General features: G+C 68.8%; 22 protein-coding genes and 3 tRNA genes. 18 read left to right on the top strand and 7 right to left on the bottom strand.

The genetic code is table 11. The features are described from left to right. The first annotated feature begins 139 nt into the window (after positions 1 to 139). Both htpG and Taqua_RS11125 read left to right on the top strand, forming a co-directional pair. Positions 140 to 2,074 carry a molecular chaperone HtpG gene (gene htpG / locus Taqua_RS11130; protein ID WP_144326717.1) on the top strand — a complete coding sequence of 645 codons (1,935 nt, stop codon included), beginning with the start codon at positions 140 to 142 and terminating at the stop codon, positions 2,072 to 2,074. Positions 2,075 to 2,166: 92 nt separating this feature from the next. Beyond that, positions 2,167 to 2,916 carry an MgtC/SapB family protein gene (locus tag Taqua_RS11125; RefSeq protein ID WP_246094700.1) on the top strand — a complete coding sequence of 250 codons (750 nt, stop codon included), beginning with the start codon at positions 2,167 to 2,169 and terminating at the stop codon, positions 2,914 to 2,916. Between the two features lie 8 nt (positions 2,917 to 2,924). Here the strand turns inward: Taqua_RS11125 and Taqua_RS11120 are convergent, their stop codons facing one another. Next, complete coding sequence (locus tag Taqua_RS11120) at positions 2,925 to 3,509, bottom strand: DEAD/DEAH box helicase family protein (RefSeq protein WP_144326715.1); 585 nt, start codon at positions 3,507 to 3,509, stop codon at positions 2,925 to 2,927. A gap of 112 nt (positions 3,510 to 3,621) precedes the next feature. Here Taqua_RS11120 and Taqua_RS11115 point away from each other — a divergent pair, with 112 nt between their 5' ends. From Taqua_RS11115 to Taqua_RS11100, 4 genes are read left to right on the top strand one after another with little or no spacing between them, the layout of a single operon-like run. Beyond that, complete coding sequence (locus Taqua_RS11115; protein WP_144326714.1) at positions 3,622 to 4,500, top strand: class I SAM-dependent methyltransferase; 879 nt, start codon at positions 3,622 to 3,624, stop codon at positions 4,498 to 4,500. A 6-nt stretch (positions 4,501 to 4,506) separates the two neighbouring features. Further along, positions 4,507 to 5,688 (top strand): cation:proton antiporter domain-containing protein, encoded by a 1,182-nt coding sequence (locus Taqua_RS11110; RefSeq protein ID WP_144326713.1) that lies wholly within the window; start codon positions 4,507 to 4,509, stop codon positions 5,686 to 5,688. Positions 5,689 to 5,691: 3 nt separating this feature from the next. Further along, complete coding sequence (locus Taqua_RS11105; RefSeq protein ID WP_144326712.1) at positions 5,692 to 6,822, top strand: YbdK family carboxylate-amine ligase; 1,131 nt, start codon at positions 5,692 to 5,694, stop codon at positions 6,820 to 6,822. A 39-nt stretch (positions 6,823 to 6,861) separates the two neighbouring features. After that, positions 6,862 to 8,022, top strand: a complete 1,161-nt coding sequence (locus Taqua_RS11100; protein WP_144326711.1) for an aminotransferase class V-fold PLP-dependent enzyme — start codon at positions 6,862 to 6,864, stop codon at positions 8,020 to 8,022. 60 nt (positions 8,023 to 8,082) lie between these two features. Here Taqua_RS11100 and Taqua_RS11095 read toward each other — a convergent pair whose 3' ends face one another. From Taqua_RS11095 to Taqua_RS11085, 3 genes are all read right to left on the bottom strand, one after another. Beyond that, the gene (locus Taqua_RS11095) at positions 8,083 to 8,904 is read right to left on the bottom strand and encodes an ABC transporter permease (protein WP_144326710.1); all 822 of its coding nucleotides are present in this window, start codon (positions 8,902 to 8,904) and stop codon (positions 8,083 to 8,085) included. Positions 8,905 to 8,913: 9 nt separating this feature from the next. Then, the gene (locus tag Taqua_RS11090; protein ID WP_144326709.1) at positions 8,914 to 9,450 is read right to left on the bottom strand and encodes an acyloxyacyl hydrolase; all 537 of its coding nucleotides are present in this window, start codon (positions 9,448 to 9,450) and stop codon (positions 8,914 to 8,916) included. A gap of 96 nt (positions 9,451 to 9,546) precedes the next feature. Next, positions 9,547 to 10,479, bottom strand: a complete 933-nt coding sequence (locus Taqua_RS11085; RefSeq protein ID WP_144326708.1) for an ATP-binding cassette domain-containing protein — start codon at positions 10,477 to 10,479, stop codon at positions 9,547 to 9,549. 158 nt (positions 10,480 to 10,637) lie between these two features. Between Taqua_RS11085 and asd the strand changes: the two genes are divergently transcribed. Further along, entirely contained in the window at positions 10,638 to 11,510 is an 873-nt protein-coding gene (gene asd / locus Taqua_RS11080; RefSeq protein ID WP_144326707.1) for an archaetidylserine decarboxylase, read from the top strand. Between the two features lie 24 nt (positions 11,511 to 11,534). Here asd and Taqua_RS11075 read toward each other — a convergent pair whose 3' ends face one another. Together Taqua_RS11075 and gorA are read right to left on the bottom strand one after the other, a co-directional pair. Next, complete coding sequence (locus Taqua_RS11075) at positions 11,535 to 13,055, bottom strand: AMP nucleosidase (RefSeq protein ID WP_144326706.1); 1,521 nt, start codon at positions 13,053 to 13,055, stop codon at positions 11,535 to 11,537. Positions 13,056 to 13,065: 10 nt separating this feature from the next. Then, positions 13,066 to 14,460, bottom strand: coding sequence for a glutathione-disulfide reductase (gene gorA, locus Taqua_RS11070; RefSeq protein WP_144326705.1), 1,395 nt, complete (start codon positions 14,458 to 14,460; stop codon positions 13,066 to 13,068). Between the two features lie 104 nt (positions 14,461 to 14,564). Between gorA and Taqua_RS11065 the strand changes: the two genes are divergently transcribed. Beyond that, positions 14,565 to 15,056 carry an RcnB family protein gene (locus tag Taqua_RS11065; RefSeq protein WP_144326704.1) on the top strand — a complete coding sequence of 164 codons (492 nt, stop codon included), beginning with the start codon at positions 14,565 to 14,567 and terminating at the stop codon, positions 15,054 to 15,056. Positions 15,057 to 15,060: 4 nt separating this feature from the next. Here Taqua_RS11065 and uvrA read toward each other — a convergent pair whose 3' ends face one another. Then, positions 15,061 to 17,916: an excinuclease ABC subunit UvrA gene (uvrA, locus tag Taqua_RS11060; protein ID WP_144326703.1), complete on the bottom strand. Its 2,856-nt coding sequence runs from the start codon at positions 17,914 to 17,916 to the stop codon at positions 15,061 to 15,063. 325 nt (positions 17,917 to 18,241) lie between these two features. Between uvrA and trpE the strand changes: the two genes are divergently transcribed. The 10 genes from trpE to Taqua_RS11010 all read left to right on the top strand — a co-directional run. Continuing rightward, positions 18,242 to 19,762, top strand: a complete 1,521-nt coding sequence (gene trpE / locus Taqua_RS11055; RefSeq protein ID WP_144326702.1) for an anthranilate synthase component I — start codon at positions 18,242 to 18,244, stop codon at positions 19,760 to 19,762. Positions 19,763 to 19,785: 23 nt separating this feature from the next. Continuing rightward, complete coding sequence (locus Taqua_RS11050; RefSeq protein ID WP_246094699.1) at positions 19,786 to 20,100, top strand: chorismate mutase; 315 nt, start codon at positions 19,786 to 19,788, stop codon at positions 20,098 to 20,100. Next, complete coding sequence (locus tag Taqua_RS11045) at positions 20,097 to 20,672, top strand: anthranilate synthase component II (RefSeq protein ID WP_144326701.1); 576 nt, start codon at positions 20,097 to 20,099, stop codon at positions 20,670 to 20,672. Before Taqua_RS11050 ends, Taqua_RS11045 begins: the two co-directional genes overlap by 4 nt. A 24-nt stretch (positions 20,673 to 20,696) precedes the next feature. Beyond that, on the top strand, positions 20,697 to 21,752 hold the full coding sequence (gene trpD, locus Taqua_RS11040; protein WP_144326700.1) for an anthranilate phosphoribosyltransferase: 1,056 nt from the start codon (positions 20,697 to 20,699) through the stop codon (positions 21,750 to 21,752). Beyond that, complete coding sequence (trpC, locus tag Taqua_RS11035; RefSeq protein WP_144326699.1) at positions 21,749 to 22,552, top strand: indole-3-glycerol phosphate synthase TrpC; 804 nt, start codon at positions 21,749 to 21,751, stop codon at positions 22,550 to 22,552. Before trpD ends, trpC begins: the two co-directional genes overlap by 4 nt. Further along, positions 22,549 to 23,130, top strand: a complete 582-nt coding sequence (locus Taqua_RS11030; RefSeq protein WP_144326698.1) for a hypothetical protein — start codon at positions 22,549 to 22,551, stop codon at positions 23,128 to 23,130. The genes trpC and Taqua_RS11030 overlap by 4 nt, the downstream gene beginning before the upstream one ends. 15 nt (positions 23,131 to 23,145) lie before the next feature. Further along, a tRNA-Tyr gene (locus Taqua_RS11025) sits at positions 23,146 to 23,231 on the top strand. 71 nt (positions 23,232 to 23,302) lie between these two features. Further along, positions 23,303 to 23,376, top strand: a tRNA-Gly gene (locus Taqua_RS11020). Between the two features lie 63 nt (positions 23,377 to 23,439). Continuing rightward, positions 23,440 to 23,514, top strand: a tRNA-Thr gene (locus Taqua_RS11015). 70 nt (positions 23,515 to 23,584) lie between these two features. Further along, the coding region (locus Taqua_RS11010) for a GTP-binding protein (protein ID WP_236640437.1) at positions 23,585 to 23,710 on the top strand (126 nt) is incomplete at its 3' end.

Here is a 23,710-nt window from a genome sequence, read left to right as displayed (position 1 = left end):
GCGGTCAGCGGCTGTGTTGCTGCTGACGGGACGCCTTGAAATCGACCCCGCCGCCCCCATCTGCGCCGCGCTGGGTTGCGCAGCGGCCCGCATGGACGCAGCCCGGCTTGCGACACCCTACCGATTGTTGCCAACGACCATGACCCAACACACCCATGCCTTCCAAGCCGAGGTGGCGCAGCTGCTGCACCTCGTGACGCACTCGCTGTACTCCAACAAGGACATCTTTTTGCGCGAGCTGGTCTCCAACGCGTCGGACGCGTGCGACAAGTTGCGCTTCGAGGCGCTGGCCGACGCCTCGCTGTACGAGGATGCGCCCAACCTGGAGATCCGCGTCACCTTCGACAAAGCCGCCAAGACCATCACCATCACCGACAACGGCATCGGCATGAGCGAGGCCGAGGCCATTGAACACCTGGGCACCATCGCCAAAAGCGGCACGCGCGAGTTTTTGCAGCGCCTCTCCGGTGACCAGAAAAAGGACGCGCAACTGATCGGGCAGTTCGGGGTCGGCTTTTACTCCGGGTTCATCGTGGCTGGCCGCATCACGGTGGAAAGCCGCCGCGCCGGCTTGCCGCCCGAGCAGGGCGTGCGCTGGACCAGCGACGGCACTGGCCAATTCACCACCGAAGCCATCACGCGCGCGGCGCGCGGCACCAGCGTCATCCTGCACCTGCGCGACGACGCCAGCGAGTACCTGAGCCGCTGGAAGCTCAAGTCCATCATCAGCAAATACTCCGACCACATCAGCCTGCCGATCCTGATGCCCAAGGAGCAATGGGACAAGGACAAGGGCGAGTACGTGCTGTTGGACGAGTGGGAGCAGGTCAACACCGCCAGCGCCCTGTGGACGCGCGCCAAGAAGGACATCACCGACGAGCAGTACATCGAGTTTTACAAAAACCTCGCCTACGACGACGAGCCCCCACTGGCGTGGGCGCACCACCGCGTCGAGGGCAGCACCGAGTACACGCAGCTGCTGTACATCCCGGCCAAGGCGCCAGTGGACCTGTGGAACCGCGACAAGCGCGGCGGCGTCAAGCTGTACGTGCGGCGCGTGTTCATCATGGACGACGCCGAGGCGCTGATGCCGGTGTACCTGCGTTGGGTCAAGGGGGTGGTGGATTCGGCCGACCTGCCGCTCAACGTCAGCCGCGAGCTGCTGCAAGAAAGCCGCGACGTGCGTGCCATCCGCGAGGGCAACACGCGCCGCGTGCTCAGCATGTTGGAAGACCTGGCCGCCAAGGACCGCCTGCCCACCGGCGAGGACTGGGAGCGCCTGAGCGACGACGAGAAAAAGCGGGCCGAAGCCGACGCCGGCAAGTACAGCCGCTTTTGGGCCGAGTTTGGCAGCGTGCTCAAGGAGGGTCTGGGCGAGGACTTTGCCAACCGCGAGCGCTTGGCCAAGCTGCTGCGCTTTGCCTCCACCCACAGCGACACGCCCAGCGTCGGCCTGGCCGACTACAAGGCGCGCATGAAGGAGGGGCAAGAGGCCATCTACTACCTGACGGCCGAGTCGCTGGCCGCGGCCAAGAACAGCCCGCAGCTGGAGGTGTTCCGCCAAAAGGGCATCGAAGTGCTGTTCATGACCGACCGCGTCGATGAGTGGATGCTGCAGTTTTTGCACGATTTCGACGGCACGCCGCTGCGCAGCGTGGCCAAAGGGGCGGTGGACCTGGGCAAGCTGCAAGACGAAGAAGAAAAGAAAAAGACCGAGCAGGCGGCCGAGGCGCTCAAGCCGCTGCTGCAGCGTCTGCGCGACACGCTCAAGGACAAAGCCAAGGACGTGCGGGTGTCGGCGCGTCTGGTCGATTCGCCGGCGTGCCTGGTGGTTGAAGACGGCGAGTACTCGATGCAGCTGGCGCGGCTGCTGAAGGCTGCCGGCCAGAAGGTGCCGGAGATCAAGCCGATCCTGGAGATCAACCCCGAGCACCCGTTGGTGCGTAAGCTCGACGGTCACGCGCGCTTCGACGACCTGGCCCAGGTGCTGTTCGATCAGGCGTTGCTGGCCGAAGGCGGCATGCCCGAGGACCCGGCCGGCTACGTCAAGCGCGTCAGTGCGCTGCTGGCCTGACGGCGTGGGCTGGTGGTGGTTCGTCGCCGCCCGCGCCGCGCGGGCGTAAGATGGCGCATGGACACCATTGGATAACGCTTGCGAGGGCGCGCGTGGACACCACCCTGTCGTTGTGGGACCGTTATTGGTCCCTGCCGGTATTGCAGGCCAACCTGCTGCTGTTTGCCAACCTGTTGGGGGCGCTGCTGCTGGGTCTGCTGGTCGGCTACGAGCGCGCGTACCACAGCCGCGCGGCGGGCATGCGCACCTACGGCATCGTTTGCATGGCCTCGGCGGCGCTGACCGCGTTTGTGGCCTTCCCAGACTACTGGTGGGGGTTGGCGCGCACGGTGCCGATGGCGCCAGTGGACCCCACGCGCGTCGTGCAGGGCATCGTGACCGGCATCGGTTTTCTCGGGGCCGGCGTCATTATGCGCGACGGCTTCAACATCAGCGGCCTGTCCACCGCCGCGTCGATTTGGGCCACCGCGGGCATCGGGGTGTTGGTGGGCATGGGTTTTTACGCCACCGCGATCCTGCTGGCGCTGCTGACCGCGGCGCTGATGATGTGGGGCGGCTGGATGGAGGCGCGCTTGCCGGCGCTGTCGGCGTTGGCGGTGACGCTGCAGTTTGCGCCGCGCGAGCATCCCTCGGGCGAAGAGCTGCGCGCCGCGCTGGAGGAGTGGGGCTTCCAGATGGCCGTGGGCACCTTGCGCGTGGAAGAGGGGCCCGACGCCAGCCAGTGGCACTTCGTGATGGTGGCGCGTCGCCTGGGCACCGAGGTGTCGATCCCCGACGTCGTGCGTCGGTTGCGCGCGCTCGAAGGCGTGCAAGCGCTGACGGTGGCGCACGCACGCAACTGAGGCAGGGGTCAGGGAAGCGTGCCCGCCCACTCGATGATCGCGCGGTGGTCGGGTGGCAGCAGCGTGTAGTGGATGCCGGCAGCGCTGTAAAAATTGCGCATGTCGTAGTCCATCTCGCGCGCGCGCAGCTCGTCTTGCAGCCGGCCGGCCTGCACGTAGGGCTTGTCGGGGTCGCGCTGGGCAAAGACGTTGATGTGCTCGAAGCGCTTCATCCAGGCCTGGATTTGGGCTTTGGTCTTGGCCACGTCGCAGATGTTGTCGGGGTATTTTTCGTTGTAGTACAGCAGCTGCGGTAGCCCCCCTTCGGTCACCAAGTACTGCACCTGCCCATCCAGCGCCAGCAGCATGCGGTACTGTTGTTGCGCCAGTCCGTACTGGTTGCGCAGGACCTCGACGTCGCCGGCCCACACGTGCATTTTGGCCACCTCCGGCACCCACTCCACCGTCTTGTGGCGCAGGTGCATCTTCAGCACGACGGCCGACGAGTACAGCGACTTGTCACAGCCTGGGCCGCCCAGGATGTTGATGACCTTCGTGGGGTAGCGACGCATGCGCGTCTCGGTCGGGTCCACGTAAACAACGCGGGTGCTCATGCTTGGGGCTCCGTCGGCCCGCGGGAGGGGCTCGGTCACGATGATGCATCGGCCACGCCGGGTCTGCAAGGGGGGCAGCAGCATCGGCGACACGATGGGCTACGATGCCGGCATGAAACAAGCCTCTGCCCCGGCCTTGCCGCCGGACGTGTTGGCCGAGCTGCGGCCCGGTCAATCGATCGAGTTGCTCAAGGCGCTGCACATCCTGACGCGCGACGGCCGCCTCAACCAGGACACGCGCCGCAAGCTCAAGCAGGTCAACCACTTGCTGCGTTTCATCGAACCGCTGTTGGACGATGCGCTGGCTGCCCGCGGTGACGTCACCGTGGTGGACCACGGGGCGGGCAAGTCGTACCTGGGTTTTTTGCTGTACGACCGGCTGCTGGCCGCGCGTGGCGTTGGCACCGTGTGGGGGGTGGAAGCGCGCGCCGAGCTGGTGCAGCGCGCGCAGGCGTTGGCGGCGCAGCTGGGGTTTGCGCGCATGCACTTCGTGGCGGCCACGGTGCGCCAAGCCATGCAAACGCTGCCGGCACAGGTGGATGTGGTGACCGCGCTGCATGCCTGCGACACCGCCACCGACGACGCGTTAGACTTTGCGCTGCAGCGGCGTGCCCGCGCCATCGTCGTCGTGCCCTGCTGCCAAGCCGAGGTGGCCGCGACGCTGCGGCGCAGCAAGGCGTTGCAGCTGGCGCGCACCTCGCTGGCCGAGCTGTGGCGCCACCCGCTGCATACGCGCGAGTTTGGCAGCCAGGTCACCAACGTGCTGCGCTGCCTGCGGCTGGAGGCGGCGGGCTACGACGTGACGGTGACCGAACTGGTGGGCTGGGAGCACTCGCTGAAAAACGAGTTGATCCTGGCGCGCCGCACCGGGCGCGGCAAGCGCAGCGCGGCGTTGCGGCTGCAGCGCATCTTGGACGATCTGGGGTTGGCTGAACTCGCGGGGCGCTTTGCGCTCCCATCACCTGAGCCCCGCCTTGACGATGGAGGATGACGCGCGGTGCAGTTGTTGTTGACATGGCCCGCTTTGCTGTGGCTGGCGTGGTGGCTGGGCGAGCGCGCGCAAGCCTGGGGTCTGCCGCGGGTGAGCGTCTACGTCGCCGTGGGCTTGCTGGCCAGCGTGGTGGCGCCGTCGCCGACGTGGGTCGACGGTACAGTGCTGGCGCTGTTGGCGCAGTTGGCGCTGGCGTTGGTGCTGTTCGAGCTCGGCGGGCGCATCCGTCTGGCGTGGCTGCGTGCCAACCCCTGGGTGGCGGCGGCGGCTGTGGTGCAGGGGCTGGCCATGTGGGGGGCCGTGGCGGCGTTGGGTGCGTGGTTGGGCTGGCCGCCCGCGCAGCGCTGGTTGCTGGCGGCGGTGGCGGTGGCCGCGGCACCGGCCAGCTTGCTGCGCGTCGTCAGCGACGTGCGCGCCGGTGGGCAGGTGACCGAGCGCGTGCTGCACCAGGCGGCCATCCAGTCGGCGCTGGCCGTCGTGTTGGTCAAGGCCGTCACCGCCTACTGGTTTGTCAGTGCCGGCGATGGGCTGCAGGCGCTGCTGGCCAGCGGCTACGCGCTGGTGGCCTCGGTGGGGCTGGGGGTGGCGTTGGCTGTGTTGCTGGGGCCGCTGATGCGCGGCGTGCACAGCGTCGGTGCCGCCGCCAGCACGGCGGGCTACGCGCTGGCGCTGTTGTGGCTGACGGTGGTGGCCGACGCGCTGAAGCTGTCACCGCTGCTGGCCGCGCTCAGCCTGGGGGTGGTGCTGCGCGCACGGCTGACGGTGATGCCGCCGGTGCAGCGCGACTTTGGCGTGCTGGGCTGGGTGTTGGGGGTGTTTGTGTTCCTCTATGTGGGGTCGCGCACCGCGTGGCCGGCGTTGGCGCAGGCCGAGGTGTGGTGGGTCGCGGCGCTGGTGCTGGCGGTGCGCCTGCTGGTGCCGGTGGCGTGCAACATGGCCGTGGCATGGCCTAGCGGCACCACCGTGCGCAAGGGGGCCTTGGTGGGCGTGGCGTTGTGGCCGATGTCGGTGTTGACCCTGTTGTTGCTAGAGCGCAGCGTTGCGCTGGGCGTGGTGCCGGCGGCGGCCGTGCTGCAGCAATTGGCGGCGGCGCTGCTGCTGACGGAATTGCTGGGGCCACTGCTGACGCAATGGGCCCTGCGCTGGGCGCGCGAGACAGCGCACACCCACCCCATCCGCCGAGAGTGACCGATGCCATTGGAGCCGTTCAAGCACTCGGAACCCCTGACGATGGGGGTGGAGCTGGAGCTGCAAATCGTCAACCCCTACGACCTGGACCTGACCCCGGGGGCGGACGATTTGCTGGCGTTGCTGCGCCGCGCCCCCTTCCCCGGCAGCGTCACGCCGGAGATGACGCAAAGCATGATCGAAATCGCCACCGGCGTGCACACCCGCCACGAGGAGCTGCTGGCGCAGTTGCGCGCCGTGCGCGACACGCTGGTGGCGGCGGCCGACCGCCTCAACGTCGAGCTGGCCGGCGGCGGCACCCATCCGTTTCAGCGCTGGTTCGAGCAACGCATTTTCGACAAGCCGCGCTTTCAGCAACTGTCGGGCCTGTACGGCTACCTGGCCAAGCAGTTCACGGTGTTTGGGCAGCACGTGCACATCGGCTGCCGCTCGGCCGACGAGGCGCTGTTTTTGCTGCACGCCCTCAACCGTTATGTGCCGCACTTCATCGCGCTGTCGGCGTCGTCGCCGTTTTTCCAGGGAGTCGACACGCTGTTCGACTCGGCACGCCTCAACGCGGTGTTTGCCTTTCCGCTGAGCGGACGCGCTCCCTTCGTGTTGCGCTGGGACGACTTCGAGCAGGGTTACTTCCGCAAGATGGAGGCGACCGGCGTGGTCAAGTCGATGAAGGACTTTTACTGGGACATCCGCCCCAAGCCCGAGTACGGCACGATCGAGCTGCGTGTGTGCGACACCCCGCTGACGGTGGGGCGCGCGGCGGCGCTGGCGGCCTATCTGCAGGCCCTGTGCCGCCACCTGCTGGAGGGCGGGGACCCAGCGCCCGAGGAGGACGACTACCTCGTCTACACCTACAACCGCTTCCAGGCCTGCCGGTTTGGCTTGGACGGCACGATGGTGCACCCCCGCACGCGCGAGGCGTTGTCGATCCGCGAAGACGTTTTGACCACGGTGCGCCGGCTGGCACCGCATACGCAGGCGCTGGGCAGCGAGGCGGCGTTGGTTGAAATCGAGCAGGTCGCCGCCAAGCTGGGCAACCACGCCAGCCACCTGCGTGCGGTGCATGCGCGCACCGGCAACATCCAGGGGGTGGTGCGCGCCGCCGCCGACGCTTGGCGTCACGGCGTGCTATGCTGAGCCGCGAACCATCCACAAGGAGCCGAGGAGACCCCACCCATGCCTGGCTTGCTGCCCCACGTCGACCCTGACGGATTGCTCGAGTTTTCGGTCGTCTACACCGACCGGGCGCTCAACCACATGTCGCGGCGCTTTCAGCGCGTCATGACCGACATCAGCGCCACGCTGCGCGAGGTCTACGGTGCGCACGCGGTGGCGCTGGTGCCCGGCAGCGGCACCTTTGGCATGGAGGCGGTGGCGCGGCAATTCGCCACCGGCCAGCGCGTGCTGGTGCTGCGCAACGGCTGGTTCAGCTACCGCTGGACGCAGATCTTTGACATGGGCGTCATACCGTCGCAAGCCCATGTGCTGACCGCACGCCGCGTGGACGATGCGCCCCACGCGCCGTGGGTGCCCGCGCCGCTGGACGAGGTGGTGCAGACGATCCAGGCCGTGCGCCCGGCGGTGGTGTTTGCGCCGCATGTGGAGACGGCCGCCGGCATGATGCTGCCCGACGCCTACCTGCGCGCTGTGGCCGACGCCGTGCACGCCGTCGGTGGGCTGTTCGTGCTGGACTGCATCGCCTCGGGCGCGATGTGGGTGGATATGCGTGCGACCGGCGTCGATATGCTGATTTCGGCGCCGCAAAAGGGTTGGAGCAGTTCGCCCGCGTGTGCGATGGTGATGCTGTCCGAGCGTGCGCGCGAAGTCCTCGATGGCACGACGAGCACCAGTTTTGCCTGCGACCTGAAAAAATGGCTGCAGGTCATGGAGACGTACGAGCAGGGCGGGCACGTGTACCACACGACGATGCCCACCGACGCGCTGGTGCGCTTGCGCGACACGATGCACGAAACCCGCGCCCATGGCTGGGCCGCGCTGCAAGCGGCGCAGGCCGAGCTGGGGCGGCGGGTGCGCGCCTTGTTCGAGTCCCGGGGCCTACGCAGCGTGGCGGCGCCGGGCTACCAGGCGCCGGGTGTGGTGGTCAGCTACACCGACGATCCCGACATCGCCAACGGCAAAAAGTTTGCGGCTGTGGGCTTGCAAACCGCGGCGGGCGTGCCGCTGATGTGCGGTGAGCCGGCCGACTTTCGCACCTTCCGCGTCGGCCTGTTTGGGCTTGAGAAGTTGTTGCACATCGAGCGCACCGTGGGGCACCTGGCGCAAGCGCTGGATGCGCTGGGTTTGCCGCACGTGGCGGCGCAACCCGCCGTGGCCTGAAGCCGCCGCGGCCGCGTGCGGCGCCCCCGGCTGCGCGACCCCACGGCCGCCAGCGGCGCGTCAGCGCGCAAAACGCCGCCGCGTCAGCGCCAGCGCCACCCAAAAGGCCGCCAGTGCGTAGCCGGCCAGCACCGCCAGATGCACCCCTGCGTCGGCAGGCCAGCGGTCCAAAAACAGCGGGCGCACCAGCTGCACGGCGTGCGTCAGCGGCAGCGCATTGCCCACGGCCTGCACCCAGCCGGGCAGTTGTTCGCGCGGGAAGAATACCCCCGACACAAACATCATCGGCGTCAGCCACAGCGTGAAGTAGTAGGTGAAAAAGTCGTAACCCTTGGCCAGGGCGTTGAAGATCAGCGCCAGGCTGGCAAAGGTGACGCCGGTCAGACCCAGCACCAACCACGCCAGCGCCAATTTCGGGCTGTGGCTGATGCCCAGCGCCAGCATCACCCCCAGGATCGCGGTGGCGGTGAACAGCGCCTTGAACGCCGCCCACAGCATCTCGGCCAGCACGATGTCGTCCAGCGTCACCGGGGCGTTGAGGATGCCGTCCCACGTCTTTTGCACGTGCATGCGCGAAAACGCCGAGTACAGCGCCTCGAAGGTGGCCGCGTTCATGGCGCTCATGCAGATGCTGCCGCTGGCCAGGAACACCAGATACGGCACCGGCTGCGTGCCGCCCCCAGGCAAGGTCAGCGTCACGCTGCCGACCAGCGCGCCCATGCCATAGCCGAACGCCACCAGCCAGATCAGCGGCTCGGCGATGTTGCCCACCAGGCTCGGGATCGCCAACTTGCGCCAGACCAGCAGGTTGCGCAACCACACGGCCACCCAGCGGCGCGTCGGCTGTGGGAGGGTCCAAGGTGAGCGGTGGTGCGCGGTCATGGCACCCGGTCAGTACGACCACTCGACGATCAGGTTGTGCTTGTCCACCCCGTCGTTGGGCATGGCCAGCCCGGCGTTGGAGTAGTGTGTGTAGCGCCAGCCCAGTCGCAAGCGCTCGCCCAGTGACACGCCCGCGCCCACCTGCTCGGTGAACTGCAGCGCCGACGCGATGTTGCGCCCCCCGATACGGGTGCGGTCGAACAGCGCCACGCCGAAGGCGCCCTCCAAGTAGGGCCGCCACCCCATCCCGGATGGGGCCAGCCGAACGTGCCAGGCCGCGCCCACGTGCTGGGCCGTCGGCCCGTTGGCCGGCATCCAACGTCCCAGTTCCAGTTGCAGGCTGGAGCGCGCACGCCACGCGCCCCAGGCCATGTCGACGTCCATCGGACGGCGCCATTCCAGCGCGCCGTGATCCGTGCTGCCACCGCTGCCCATGCGCAGGGCGGCCGACCACCGCGCGGGTTGCGGCTGTGCGAGCGCCGCCGTGGTGGCCACGCCCAGCAAGGCAGTCACGATCACGTTGCGCACCAGGGTTTGGTGGTTCATCAAGGCATTCCCCTGTATCCGACCTGCGTTGTTGGCGATGCTGTCAACGGGTACCGCATGACCTTGGCGCGAGGCTTGCGGCAACCCACACCGAGTTTAGCCCTCGGCGCGGATTTGCCGTCCGGTGAGCTTGAGAAACAGATCTTCCAGGTTGGCCGGGCGATGCAGCATGCGCAGCCGCGGCCGTTGCCCCAGGTGGGCCAGCAGCGGGCGGGCGTCGTGGGTGTACAAAAACACCGTCTCGCCGCTGGTTTCAACGCGGCTGGCCAGGGGCTGAGCATCGCCCAGCAGCGCGTGCACCTGCGGCACCCCCTGCTCGCCGTAGATTTCCACCACTTCCGGCTCCAGGTGCTGGGCGATCAGTTCGCGCGGGCGCCCCTCGGCGATTTTGCGGCCGTGGTCGATGATGACCAGCCGGTGGCACAACCGCTCGGCCTCGTCCATGAAGTGCGTCGTCAGCAGGATGCTCTTGCCTTGCTGCAGCAAACGCTGCAGGCGCTCCCACATCAGGTGGCGTGCCTGCGGGTCCAGGCCCGTGGTGGGTTCGTCCAACAGCAGCAGCGCCGGGTCGTTGACCAGGGCGCGCGCCAGACTCAGACGGCGGCGCATGCCGCCGGAGAGTTCCCCAGGGCGCGCGTCGGCCTTGTGCGCCAGCGCGGCAAAGTCCAGCAACTGGGCGATGCGCGGCCGCAGCGCCGCGGCCCGCAGGCCAAAGTAGCGACCGTACACCAGCAGGTTTTCGGCGCAGGTGAAGTCGGGGTCCAACGTGTCGAACTGCGCCACCACCCCCAGCCGCGCCTTGATGGCGTGGGCCTGCTCGGGCATCGGCAAGCCAAAGATGCGCACCGAGCCGGCGTCCGGCGCCACCTGCCCCAGCGCCATGCGCAGCGTCGTCGTTTTGCCCGCCCCGTTGGGGCCGAGCAAGCCCACGCATTCACCGGGCGCGATGGTGAACGACAGGTTGTCCACCACCGGCCGGCCCTGGTAACGCTTGACCAACCCCTCCACGTGAAACAGCGCGGCGTCCATGGTGGCATTGTGCCTGGGCCGCGCCATCGGCGTCTGCCATGGATATACTAAAAGCCGGATGTATATCTTTGTGGGTGATGCGATGCAGGTGGCGCGCCAGGTGTTGCAGCAGCCGGTGCGTGAGGCTGTAGCCGGGCGTGGTGCTAGCATCCCGCCGCATGTCACCATCTTTACCCGACCGCGCCGCCGTGGCGCTGCAATACCTGCTGCCCAAACGGCTGCTGACCGAACTCGCCGGTGCGCTGGCGCGCCGGCCCCTGGGGGCCTTGACGCAGGTGGCGATTCGCCGCTTCATCGACCGCTACCAGGTCGACATGGCCGAGGCTGCCGAGCCAGACCCGTTGGCCTACGCCACCTTCAACGATTTTTTCACCCGCGCCCTCAGGCCCGGGGCGCGGCCTTTGGCCGAAGCGGCCTGGGTGTGCCCAGTGGACGGCGCGATCAGCCAGTGTGGTCCGATCGAGGGTGGGCACATCGTGCAGGCCAAGGGGCATGGCTACACGGCGCAGGCGCTGCTGGGTGGCGATGCGGCACTGGCCGCCGCCATGGCCGATGGCGTGTTTGCCACGCTGTACTTGAGCCCGCGCGACTACCACCGCATCCACATGCCGTGTGACGGGGTGCTGCAGCGCATGGTGCACGTGCCGGGCACGCTGTTTTCGGTCAATCCCGCCACCGCACGGGGGGTGCCGGGGCTGTTTGCGCGCAACGAGCGCGTGGTGTGCGTGTTCGAGGGGCAACACCCCAGCGGGCGGGCATTCCCGTGGGCGCTGGTGCTGGTGGGCGCCACCATCGTGGGCAGCATGGCCACCGTGTGGCACGGCGTGGTCAATCCGCCGCGGCCAGGCACGGTGCGCAGTTGGGACTACACCGGGCGTGACGTGCGGCTGGCGCGTGGCGTCGAGATGGGGCGCTTTTTGCTAGGCTCGACGGTGGTGGTGCTGCTGCCGCCAGGGGTGGCCAGGCTGCGGCCGGAGTGGGCGCCGGGCCAGCCGGTGCGCATGGGCCAGGCGATGGCCGACTGGCTGTAACGCGCGGCGCCGCACCAACGGCCGCTATTGGAACGCCACTTCATCAAAGCTGCGCAGCTTGCGGCTGTGCAGTTGGTCCACGCCGGCTTGGCGCAGCCGCTCAATGGCGCGCAGGCCGATGCGCAGGTGCTGGTCGACGCGCTCGCGGTAAAAGCGGTCGGCCATGCCGGGCAGTTTGATGGCTCCGTGCAGCGGCTTGTCGCTGACGCACAACAGCGTGCCGTAAGGCACCCGGAAGCGAAAGCCGTTGGCCGCGATGGTGGCCGATTCCATGTCCAGCGCGATGGCGCGCGAAAGCGACAGTCGCCGTTGCGCGACGTTGCCAGGCAGCAGCTCCCAGTTGCGGTTGTCGGTGCTGGCCACGGTGCCGGTGCGCAGCACGCGCTTGAGCGCGGCGCCGCTCAGCCCCGTGATGTCGGCCACCGCGCCCTCGAGCGCTTGCTGCACCTCCGCCAGCGCGGGAATCGGCACCCACAGCGGCAGCTCCTCGTCCAGCACATGGTCTTCGCGCACGTAGGCGTGCGCCAGCACGTAGTCGCCCAGCTGCTGGCTGTGGCGCAGCCCGGCGCAATGCCCCAGCATCAGCCAGGCGTGCGGGCGCAGCACGGCGATGTGGTCGGTGGCCGTTTTGGCGTTGCTGGGGCCAACGCCAATGTTGACCAGCGTGATACCGCTGCGGTCCGCACGCACCAGGTGATACGCGGGCATTTGCGGCATGCGCGGCGGGGCGCTGCCCGTGGGGCCCGCCAGCGCCGTGCGCTCGGCGTCGGTGAGGCCCGAGCGCCAGGTGACGACGTTGCCCGGCTCGACGAAGGCCACGTAAGGGCTGGCCGGGTCGGCCATTTCGGCCAGCCCCACGCGCACAAATTCGTCGACATAAAAGCCGTAGTTGGTGAACAGCACGAAGTTTTGAAACCACGCCGGGGCGGTGCCGCTGTAGTGGCGCAGCCGCGCCAGCGAGTAGTCGATGCGCGCACCGCGAAACAGCGCCAGCGGCGCGGGCGCGTCGGCGCGCGGCACGTGCAGCCCGTTGGCGATGGCGTCGTCCATCGCCGTCAGGTCGGGCAGGTCAAACACCTCGCCCAGGCGCGCGCGGCGCAGCGGGTCGAGCTCGCCTTCGAAGTGGCTGTCGTCCCCGAGCGCGAAGTGCAGCGGGATCGGCTCGTGGCTGATGGCCACCTCCAACGGCTCACCGTGGTGGCGCAGCAGCAGCTCGAACTGCTCGCGCCAGTAGTCGGCGAATAGGTCGGGGCGGGTCAGGGTCGTCTCGTAGCGCCCGGCGTGGGTGACGAACCCGTAGCTGGACCGTACCCGCGGCCGCAACGGGTCCAGGCCGCGGTGGACGTGCAAGCGCACGCAGGGGTAGCAGGCGCGCACGCGCGTCAGGGGCGTTTCCGGCGTCAGGTGGCTGTGCAGGTAGTCGTGCAACGCGCGGCGCAGGTGGGTCACGGCGTCGTCGTACAGGCGCTGCACGTGCGCCACGGCCGCTTGCGCGTCTTCGAAGCGCTGCGGGGCCACGAAGGGCGGGGTGTCGACCGGCGTCATTGACATCGTCTCAGGTGCGCGCCACGGGTTCGCGCAGCGTCACGAACTCTTCGGCCAGCGTGGGGTGAATGCCCAGGGTGGTGTCGAACTGCGCTTTGGTGGCGCCGCAGCGCATGGCCACGGCAAAGCCCTGCACGATCTCGCCCGCTTCCGGGCCGACCATGTGCAGGCCGACGACCCGGTCACTGGCGTCGTCCACCACCAACTTGACCAGCGCGCGCTCCGGGCTGCCGCTGAGCGTGTGACGCAGTGGCCGAAAGGTGCTGCGGTAGATGCGCAGTCGTCCCAGCTGCTGGCGCGCCTGTGCCTCGGTCAGGCCCACGGTACCGACGCTGGGCAAGGTGAACACGGCGGTCGGGATGAGGTCGTAGCGCGCCTGGCGCGGCGAAGCGCCTGCGGCGCCGTACAGATGGTCCACCACGGCCATGGCCTCGGCCAGCGCCACCGGGGTCAACTGGGCGCGCGCCACCACATCGCCCACCGCGTAGATGCTGGGCACGTTGGTTTGGAAATGTTCATTGACGATGATGGCCCCTTGGGCCCCTTGCGCCACGCCCGCCTCCTCCAGCCCCAGCCCGGCCACGTTGGGCACACGGCCGGTGGCGTACAGCACCGCATCGGCCACCACGCGGTTGCCATCTTCCAACAGCACGTGCAGGCCGTCGTCCTCGCGCTTGACGGCCACCACGCCGGTTTGCAGGCGCAGGTCCAGCCCCTTGGCGCGCAGCTGGTCGGCCAAAAAGTGTCGTACCTCGTCGTCGAAGCCGCGCAGGATTTGCTCGCCACGGTACAGCTGGGTCACGTGCACGCCCAGACCGTGGAAGATGGAAGCGAACTCGCAGGCGATGTAGCCCCCGCCCACCACCACCAGGCGTGCCGGCAGGGGGTCGAGGTCGAACACCTCGTTGGAGGTGATGACGTGCTCGCGGCCGCGAAAGTGCGGCACGTACGGCGTGCCACCGGTGGCGATGAGGATGCGCTCGGCGCGCCAGGTCTGGTGGGTGGGGCTGCCGTCGGCGTTCAGGGTGGCCACCCGCACGGTGTGCGCATCCGTCAGGCGTGCCCAGCCGTGCAGCAGCGTCACGCCGGCGTTGCGCAACAGTTGTTCGTACACGCCGTTGAGGCGGTCGATTTCCGCCGCGCGCCGGCGCCGCAGCTCGTTCCAGTCCAGCGTCGGCAGGGCCCCGAGCCAGCCGTACCCGCGGGCCTCCTCGGCGGCTTCGGCGTAGTGGGCCGCGTAATGGTAGAGCTTTTTGGGGATGCAGCCGACGTTGACGCAGGTGCCACCCAAGCCCTGGCGCCCCAGCGCTTCAACCAACCCCACGCGTACGCCGCGCTGCGCGGCCATGCGTGCCGCACGCACGCCGCCGCTGCCCCCACCGATCACCAACAAGTCGAAGTCCATGCCGTTTGTGCCCACGCTGTTACCGAAGGTTGCATCGGTTGCAACCGCAGACCTTGGCAGCCCTGCGGCGCGCCTCTAATCATGCCAGCAAAGGAGCGCGAGCCATGGCGGATAGGATCAACGCAAGCCGACGCATCGTCGGCGCCACGGTGGTGGCGCTGACCACCCTGTCGCTGGCGCTGCCGGGGTGGGCCGGCAAGCCCGAGTGGGCAGGTCAGGGCAAGGGTCACGAGCGGGAGGCCGAGCGCCGCCCCGGGGTGGCCGTGGAGATCAAGATCGGCGGCTATTTTGGGGCGCATCAGCGCGACGCGGTGCGATCGGTTTACGCAGCCCAGCTGCAAGGAGGGCGCTGCCCGCCGGGGCTGGCCAAAAAGCACAACGGGTGCCGTCCGCCGGGGTTGACCAAAACCTGGACATTGGGCCAGCCGCTGCCGCCCGGGGTTACGGTGTACCCGATTCCGCGCGAATTGCAGCGCCGCCTGGGTGAGCCTCCGCCCGGTTATCGCTTGGTGCGCGTGGGGGCGGACATTTTGTTGATCGCGGTCGGCACCGCGATGGTGGTGGACGCCATCGAGGACTTGGCCGGGTTGCTGTGAGGGCTCAGTCCGCGCCCAACACCCGCGCCAGGTAGCGGCCGGTGTGGCTGTCGGGGTGTTGGGCCAGGTCTTCCGGGGTGCCGCAGGCCACCAGGCGGCCGCCGCCATCGCCGCCTTCGGGGCCGAGGTCGATGACCCAGTCGGCGCACTTGATCACGTCCAGATTGTGCTCGATGACGACGATGGTGTTGCCCGCGTCGCGCAGCCGCAGCAGCACCTGCAGCAGCAGCTCCACGTCGGCAAAGTGCAGCCCGGTGGTGGGCTCGTCCAGGATGTACAGCGTGCGGCCGGTGTCGCGCCGGGCCAGCTCTTGCGCCAGCTTGAGGCGCTGCGCTTCGCCGCCCGACAAGGTGGTGGCGCTTTGACCCAGGCGGATGTAGCCCAGCCCCACGTCCAGCAGCGTTTGCAGCCGCCGCTGCAGGGCGGGCACGTTGGCAAACAACCCGTGCGCCTGCTGCACGGTCAGTGCCAGCAGCTCGGCCACGTTGAGCCCTTTGTAGCGCACCTCCAGCGTTTCGCGGTGGTAGCGGGCCCCGCCGCAGACCTCGCACGGCACGTACACGTCAGGCAGAAAGTGCATTTCCACCCGCACCACACCGTCGCCCTGGCAGGCCTCACAGCGGCCGCCGGGCACGTTGAAGCTGAAGCGACCTGGTCCCCAGCCGCGTTCGCGGGCCGCCGGCGTTTCGGCCAGCAGCTCGCGTATCAGCGTGAAGATGCCGGTGTAGGTGGCGGGGTTGGAGCGCGGCGTGCGTCCGATCGGGCTTTGGTCCACCGCGATGACCTTGTCGATGTGCTGCAGCCCCTCGATGGTTTCCAACGGCAGCGGCTCGGCGGCGCCCGCGTGCAGGTGCTGGGCCACCGCGCGCAGCAGCGTGTCGTTGACCAGGGTGGACTTGCCCGAGCCGCTGACCCCCGTGACGCACGTCAACAGGCCCACGGGGATGTCCACGTCGATGGCGCGCAGGTTGTGGCCCCGGGCGCCCCGCAGGCGCAGCGCGGCCCCGGGCTGCCAGCGGCGGCGTTGCGCCGGCACCGCGATGCGCCGCGCGCCGCTTAGGTACTGGCCGGTGAGGGAGTCGGGCTGGCGCGCCACCTCGGTCCAATGCCCCTGCGCCATCACGCGCCCGCCGTGCTCGCCGGCGCCGGGGCCGAGGTCGATCAGATGGTCCGCCGCGCGCATCGTGTCCTCGTCGTGCTCGACGACGATGACGGTGTTGCCCAGGTCGCGCAGCCGTTGCAGCGTGGCGATCAGGCGGTCGTTGTCGCGCTGGTGCAACCCGATGCTGGGCTCATCCAACACGTACATCACGCCGCTTAAGCCCGAGCCGATCTGGCTGGCCAGGCGGATGCGCTGCGCCTCGCCGCCGGACAGCGTGTCGGCGCTGCGCTGCAGCGTCAGGTAGGGCAGGCCCACGTCGTTGAGAAAGCGCAGCCGCGCCCGGATTTCGGCCAACAGCCGCTGCCCGATGTCGGCACGCGCGCCGCGCAATTGCAGCGCCTCGAACCAGGCCAGGGCGTCGGCCAGCGGCATACCTTCCAGCGCGGGCAGGTTGCGTCGCTGCGGCCCTTCGCCGACGTACACGGCACGCGCCTCGCGCCGCAGGCGCGTGCCACCACAGTCCGGGCAGGGTTGGCGCGTGCGCAAGCGGGCCAGCGCTTCGCGCACGGCGGGCGCGTCGCTGCGTTGCCAGCGCCGCTGCAGGTTGGGCACGATGCCTTCAAACGGGTGGTGCTGCGTCACCCGGCGCCCGCGGTCACCCAGGTACTCAAAGGCAATGGCCTCGTCGCCACTGCCGTGCAGCAGCACCTGGCGCACGCGCTCGGGCAGGTCTTGCCACGGGGTTTCGGGGTCAAAGCCGTAGTGCCGCGCCAACGACTGCACGATGGCGTAGGTTTGCGGGTTGCGCCGGTCCCAGCCCTGGATGGCGCCGCCAGCCAGGCTCAGCTCGGGAAACGCCACCACGCGCGCGGGGTCGAACTCCTCTACGTGGCCCAGCCCGTTGCAGCTGGGGCAGGCGCCTTGCGGCGCGTTGAACGAAAACAGGCGCGGCTCCAGCTCCGGTGCCGTGTAGCCGCAGTGGGGGCAGGTGGCGTGCGCGTGCAGCGGCTCGGCATGGTCAGCGTCGGGCCACAGCGCCACGGCGTGGCCATCGCCCAGTTGCAGCGCCACTTCCAGGCTGTCGTGCAGGCGCTGGCGCGCGTCGGCCCGCACCCGCAGGCGGTCCACCACCACCTCCAGCCGCTGGGCCTGGGCGGCGCGTGACAGCGCCTCGTCCACCTCCAGCACCACGCCGTCGACCCGAAAGCGCACGAACCCGCGCCCCTGCAGCGCACGCACGGCGGCTTGCGCATCCCCGGTCAGGCGCAGCGGCGCCAGCAGCAGCAAGCGCGCCTCGGCTGGCCGCGCCAGCAACGCGTCCACCATTTGGGGCACCGTCTGCGCGTGCAGCGGCACGTCATGGTCCGGGCAGTGCGGCACGCCCACGCGCGCAAACAGCAGCCGCAGGTGGTCGTGGATTTCGGTCACCGTGCCCACCGTGGAGCGCGGGTTGTGGCTGGCGGCCTTTTGTTCGATGGCGATCGCGGGGCTCAAGCCCTCGATCAGGTCCACATCGGGTTTGTCCAGCCGCTGCAAAAACTGCCGCGCGTAGGCGGACAGGCTCTCCACATACCGCCGTTGTCCCTCGGCGTAGAGCGTGTCGAACGCCAGGCTGGATTTGCCCGAGCCACTCACCCCGGTGATGACCACCAGCGCGTCCTTGGGGATGTCCAGATCGATGGCGCGCAGGTTGTGCGTGCGCGCGCCACGCACGCGCAGCCAGCGGCCGCTGCTCGGTTCGGAGGGGGCGTGTTGCATGGGAGCGCGATGACGCTGAAAAACCCACGATGATAGACCGCACCCACGCCCCGGGGCGGCCGTGCCAATCCCCTGCACCTTTGTTACACTGCGGGCATGCTACCCGTGCGCCACCGCACCTTCGACGAACGCCTGGCGGCCGCGCTCAAGACCGGCCGTCGGGAGGCTTGGCCCTGGCGCAAGCCGACGACGCGCGCCTGATCCCCATCGCCGGTAGGCGGGCGGGCGCAGAGGGCCCTCCATCGGGGCCTAGCTCGCCCGACCCATGCCCAAGTCGTCCGTTGCCGCCGCCTGCTGGCCGCGGCCTGCCAGGAGTTCCCAAGCCGTGATCACCGAATTGGAGTTTCGCAGCCTTGCCGCGCAGGGCTACCACCGCATCCCGCTGATCGCCGAGGCGTTTGCCGACCTCGAGACGCCGCTGTCGCTGTACCTCAAGCTGGCCCACGCCACCCAGGGCGGGCGCAATTCGTTCTTGCTGGAGTCGGTGGTGGGGGGCGAGCGCTTCGGTCGCTACAGCTTCATCGGCCTGCCCGCGCGCACCTGGTTGCGCGCCTACGGCTTTGGCGACGCCGCCCGCACCGAGGTGGTGCGCGACGGCCTGGTTGTTGAAACCATCCCCGGCAACCCGCTGAACGCCATCGCCGCGTACCAGCAGCGCCTGCGCGTAGCGCTGCCGCCCGGCTTGCCGCGCTTCTGTGGCGGGCTGGCGGGGTACTTCGGTTACGACACGGTGCGCCACATCGAGCGCAAGCTGCAGCACAGCTGTCCGCCAGACGATCTGCAACTGCCGGATATTTTGCTGCTGCAGACCGAGGAGCTGGCCGTCATCGACAACCTGTCGGGCAAGCTGTACCTGATCGTCTACGCCGATCCCGCGCAGCCCGAGGCGTACAGCGCCGCCAGGCGGCGGCTGCGCGAACTCAAGGAGCTGCTGCGCTACTCGGTCAGCGCGCCCAGTGTGCAGCCGGGGCAAGCGTACCCGGTGCAGCATGAGCGCACCCAGGCCGACTTCATGGCCGCCGTGGACGAGGCCAAACGCCTCATCCAGCAGGGCGAGTTCATGCAAATCGTTATCGGCCAGCGGCTGCACAAAACGTTCCCGCACAGCCCGCTGGCGCTGTACCGGGCGCTGCGCTCGCTCAACCCCAGTCCCTACATGTACTACTACAACCTGGCCGGCGCCGACGCTGCGGGCAGCGACCTGCACGTCATCGGGGCGTCGCCGGAAATCCTGGTGCGGCAGGAGCGCTGCGCCGCTGGCGTCAAGGTGACGATCCGGCCGCTGGCCGGCACACGGCCGCGCGGCAGCACGCCCGAGCAGGACGTCGCCGCCGAGCGCGAGCTGCTGGCCGACCCCAAAGAGCGTGCCGAACACGTCATGCTGATCGACCTGGCGCGCAACGACATCGGCCGCATCGCGCAGATCGGCACCGTCAAGGTGACCGAGGCCTTCGCGGTGGAGCGCTACAGCCACGTCATGCACATCGTCAGCAATGTCGAGGGGCTGCTGCGCCCGGGCCTGACCAGCATGGACGTGCTGCGCGCCACCTTCCCGGCCGGCACGCTCACCGGCGCGCCCAAGGTGCACGCCATGGAGCTGATCGATCGACTGGAGCCCACCAAGCGGGGCATCTACGGCGGGGCGGTGGGCTACCTGAGCTGGGCCGGCGACATGGACCTGGCCATTGCCATCCGCACCGGTGTCGTGCACAACGGCACGCTGTACGTGCAGGCCGCCGCCGGTGTGGTGGCCGACTCGGTGCCGGAGCTGGAGTGGCGCGAAACCGAACACAAGGCACGCGCGCTGCTGCGCGCCAGTGAGCTGGTAGAGGAGGGTTTGCAATGACAAGGCCGCAGGGCTTCAAGGCGGTGACGCTGCACACCATGACGGATGTGCGTCACCAAGTGGACACCCTGGATGCACAGCTGGTGCCGTTGCTGCTGCAGCGTCTGCAATGCATGCGTGCCGCCGCCCAGATCAAATCAAAACGCGACCAGGTCCGGGATGACCAACGGGTTGCGGCGGTGCTTGACCATGTCAAGCGGCGTGCCCGTCAGCTTGGCGCCGATGCCAGTGATGTCGATGCCATCGAGGCAATCTACAGCCAGTTGATCGAGTTCTGCATCGGCTACGAATTGCGCCACTTTGACCAAAAAAGCGCGCAGCAGGAGGTTGGGCGATGAATGTGCTCGTGATCGATAACTACGACTCGTTCACCTACAACCTGGTGCAGTACCTGGCGGAGCTGGGTGCCGACGTCGAGGTGGTGCGTAACGACGAAGTCACGCTGCACGACATCGAAGCGCGGGCGCCGGACCGGTTGGTCGTCTCCCCGGGGCCATGCTCGCCGGCGGAGGCAGGGATTTCGGTGCCGGCGATCCAGCATTTCGCGGGGCGCGTGCCGATTTTGGGCGTGTGCCTGGGGCACCAGAGCATCGGCGCGGCGTTCGGGGCGCGCATCGTGCGCGCGCGCGAGCTGATGCACGGCAAAACCAGCGTCATCACCACCACGCAGCAGGGGGTGTTTCGCGGCCTGCCGCGGCAGTTCACGGTCAACCGCTACCACTCGCTGGCCATCGAGCGCGCCGGCCTGCCGCCCGAGCTGGAAGTAACCGCCTGGTGCGACGACGGCGAGATCATGGGCGTGCGTCACCGTACGCTGCCTATCGAGGGTGTGCAGTTCCACCCCGAAAGCATCCTGAGCGAGCACGGCCACACCTTGCTGAACAACTTTTTGCACCCCGAGCATGGTTGAGCCACCGACGCGGAGACACCACCGATGCCCCACACCCTGCACACCATCACCCCGCAAGAAGCGCTGCAGCGCGTCATCGAGCACCGCGAAATCTTCCACGACGAGATGCTGCACCTGATGCGCCTGATCATGCGCGGAGAGATCTCGCCGCTGATGACGGCGGCCATCATCACTGGGCTGCGCGTCAAAAAAGAAACCATCGGCGAGATCACCGCGGCGGCGCAGGTCATGCGCGAGTTCGCCACCCGGGTGCCGGTGGACGACACCACCCACCTGGTGGACATCGTCGGCACCGGGGGCGATGGCGCGCGCACCTTCAACATCTCCACCTGCGCGATGTTCGTGGCGGCCGCGGCGGGGGCCAAGGTCAGCAAACACGGCGGGCGCAGCGTCAGCAGCAAATCCGGCAGCGCCGACGTGCTGGAGGCCCTGGGCGTCAACATCAACCTGCCGCCGGCGGCCATTGCCCAGTGCATCCGCGAAGTGGGGTTGGGCTTCATGTTCGCGCCCAACCACCACCCGGCGATGAAAAACGTCGCCCCCATCCGGCGCGAGATGGGCGTCAAAACCATCTTCAACATCCTGGGGCCGCTGACCAACCCGGCGGGCGCGCCCAACATCCTGATGGGCGTGTTCCACCCCGATCTGGTCGGCATCCAGGTGCGTGTGCTGCAGCGGCTGGGCGCGCGCCACGCGCTGGTGGTGTGGGGTAAGGATGGGATGGACGAAGTCAGTCTGGGGGCGGCGACGATGGTCGGCGAGCTCAAGGACGGCCAAATCCTGGAGTACGACATCCACCCGGAGGACTACGGACTGGCGATGGCCGGCCAGCGCACGCTGCAGGTGGCCACCCCCGAGGATTCGCGCGCCAAGCTGCTGGCCGTGCTGGACGGCGAGCCGGGGCCGGCGGCCGACATTGTGGTGTTCAACGCCGGCGTCGCGTTGTACGCCGCCGACGTGGCGCCCAGCATCGAGGCTGGCATCGCGCGCGCCCGCCAGGCGCTGGCCAGCGGCGCGGCCAAGGCCAAGCTGGAGCAGTTCATCACCGCCACCCACCGGCTGGGCGCGGAGGCGGCATGAGCGACGTGTTGCAGCGCATTTGCGCCACCAAGCGTGATGAAGTGGCCGCGGCGCGCCGCGCCGAGTCCTTGGCGGCGCTGCGTGCGCGCGCCGAAGCCAGCGTGCGCGCCGACCCGCCGCGCGACTTCGTCGGCGCGTTGCGCGCGGCCATCGCCGCCGGGCGCGCGGCTGTCATCGCCGAAATCAAAAAGGCCAGCCCCTCCAAAGGTGTGCTGCGCGCTGACTTCGACCCGGCGGCCATCGCGGCGAGCTACGCGCGCGCCGGCGCGGCGTGCCTGTCGGTGCTGACCGACGAGTCGTACTTCCAGGGGCATCCGACGTACCTGGGGCAGGCGCGTGTCGCCGCCGCGCTGCCCGCGCTGCGCAAGGATTTCATCGTCGAGGCGTACCAGGTGTGGCAGGCGCGCGCCTGGGGGGCGGATGCCATCTTGCTGATCGCGGCGTACCTGGACGACGCGCAAATGGCCGACTTCGAGGCGATCGCGCACGAGTTGGGCATGGCCGTGCTGGTCGAGGTGCACGACAGCGCCGAGTTGGAGCGCGCGTTGCGTCTGCGCACGCCGCTCATCGGCATCAACAACCGCAACCTGCGCACCTTCGAGGTGTCGTTGGACACGACGCTGGCGCTGCGGCCGCGGGTGCCGACCGACCGCCTGCTGGTGACGGAAAGCGGCATCCTGGCCCCGTCCGACGTGCAGCGCATGCGCGACGCCGGGGTGCACGCCTTTTTGGTGGGCGAGGCCTTCATGCGTGCGCCCGACCCCGGCGCGGCGCTGCAAGCCCTCTTTGGCGCGCCATGAACGCCTGGCTGCCTGGCCTGGGTGCAGCAGGCGGTTCGGCCGGGCCGAGTGTGCACCACCAGCCTTGTCCCGGCGCCTGCACCGGCTTTGTGTTCATCTGCCCGGGCCGCTTCGAAGCCCAGCGCGGCTACCCTTGCGCTGCGGGCACGGGCGCCAACCTGGCGCGCGCGCTGCAGCAACTGCACGCACGCGACCCCCGGCGGTTCCCGCAGCCGCAGCGGCACGGCTACGTCGTCACCAACGCCTGGCCGCAGGTTGAATACCCGGCGCTCACCGGCCGCTCGGTGCCCACGGTCGAAGAGGTGTTGACCGAGGCCAACCTGCAGCGCCTGGCGGCCGAGCTGGCCGGCTTGCGCTGGGTGGTGGCCTGCGGCACGCAGGCGCACGAGGCGCTGCGTGCCCTGCTGGCGCGTGGGTGGCTGGCGGCGCAGGTGGCGTACGCGCGCCACCTCAGCCAGCGCGCCATCAACACCCTGCGCGGCGCCACCGACACGCCGGGGCGCATCGCACTGTGGTGCGACGCGGTGCTGCAACAATTTGCGACCCCGGCAGAAAAAGAGCACGAAAACATGGCATAATGCAGAGCTCTCGCCGGAGGGGTGCCCGAGTGGCTAAAGGGGGCAGACTGTAAATCTGTTGGCTTACGCCTACGTTGGTTCGAATCCAACCCCCTCCACCAGCGATACCGGTCGTGTCAGGCAAGAGAAGAAGGCTTGTGCTGGCCCGCGCTCGCGTCCGATGCGGTGTGTCGCGGGAGTAGTTCAATGGTAGAACCTCAGCCTTCCAAGCTGATGACGCGGGTTCGATTCCCGTCTCCCGCTCCAGTGCTGCGCGCCGGGGGTTGGTTGTGCGGACCGTTTGTTGTGGTCGCCGCAAGGCGGCCGCAGGCCCATGTGGCTCAGTGGTAGAGCACTCCCTTGGTAAGGGAGAGGTCGGCAGTTCGATCCTGCCCATGGGCACCACCCTTGTTGTCCTGGCCCCGCGTCGGGGCGTGTGAGTGAGTTCGGCAAACATCCATTCGGAGCTGCAAGCATGGCAAAGGAAAAATTCGAGCGGACCAAGCCGCACGTCAACGTGGGCACGATTGGTCACGTGGACCACGGCAAGACGACGCTGACGGCGGCCATCACGACGGTGCTGGCGTCCAAGTTTGGTGGT

Source organism: Tepidimonas aquatica (assembly GCF_007556585.1).
Lineage (GTDB): Bacteria > Pseudomonadota > Gammaproteobacteria > Burkholderiales > Burkholderiaceae_C > Tepidimonas > Tepidimonas aquatica.
Note: the sequence above shows the minus strand (reverse complement) of the source record. Positions and strands in the feature narration are given on the sequence as shown.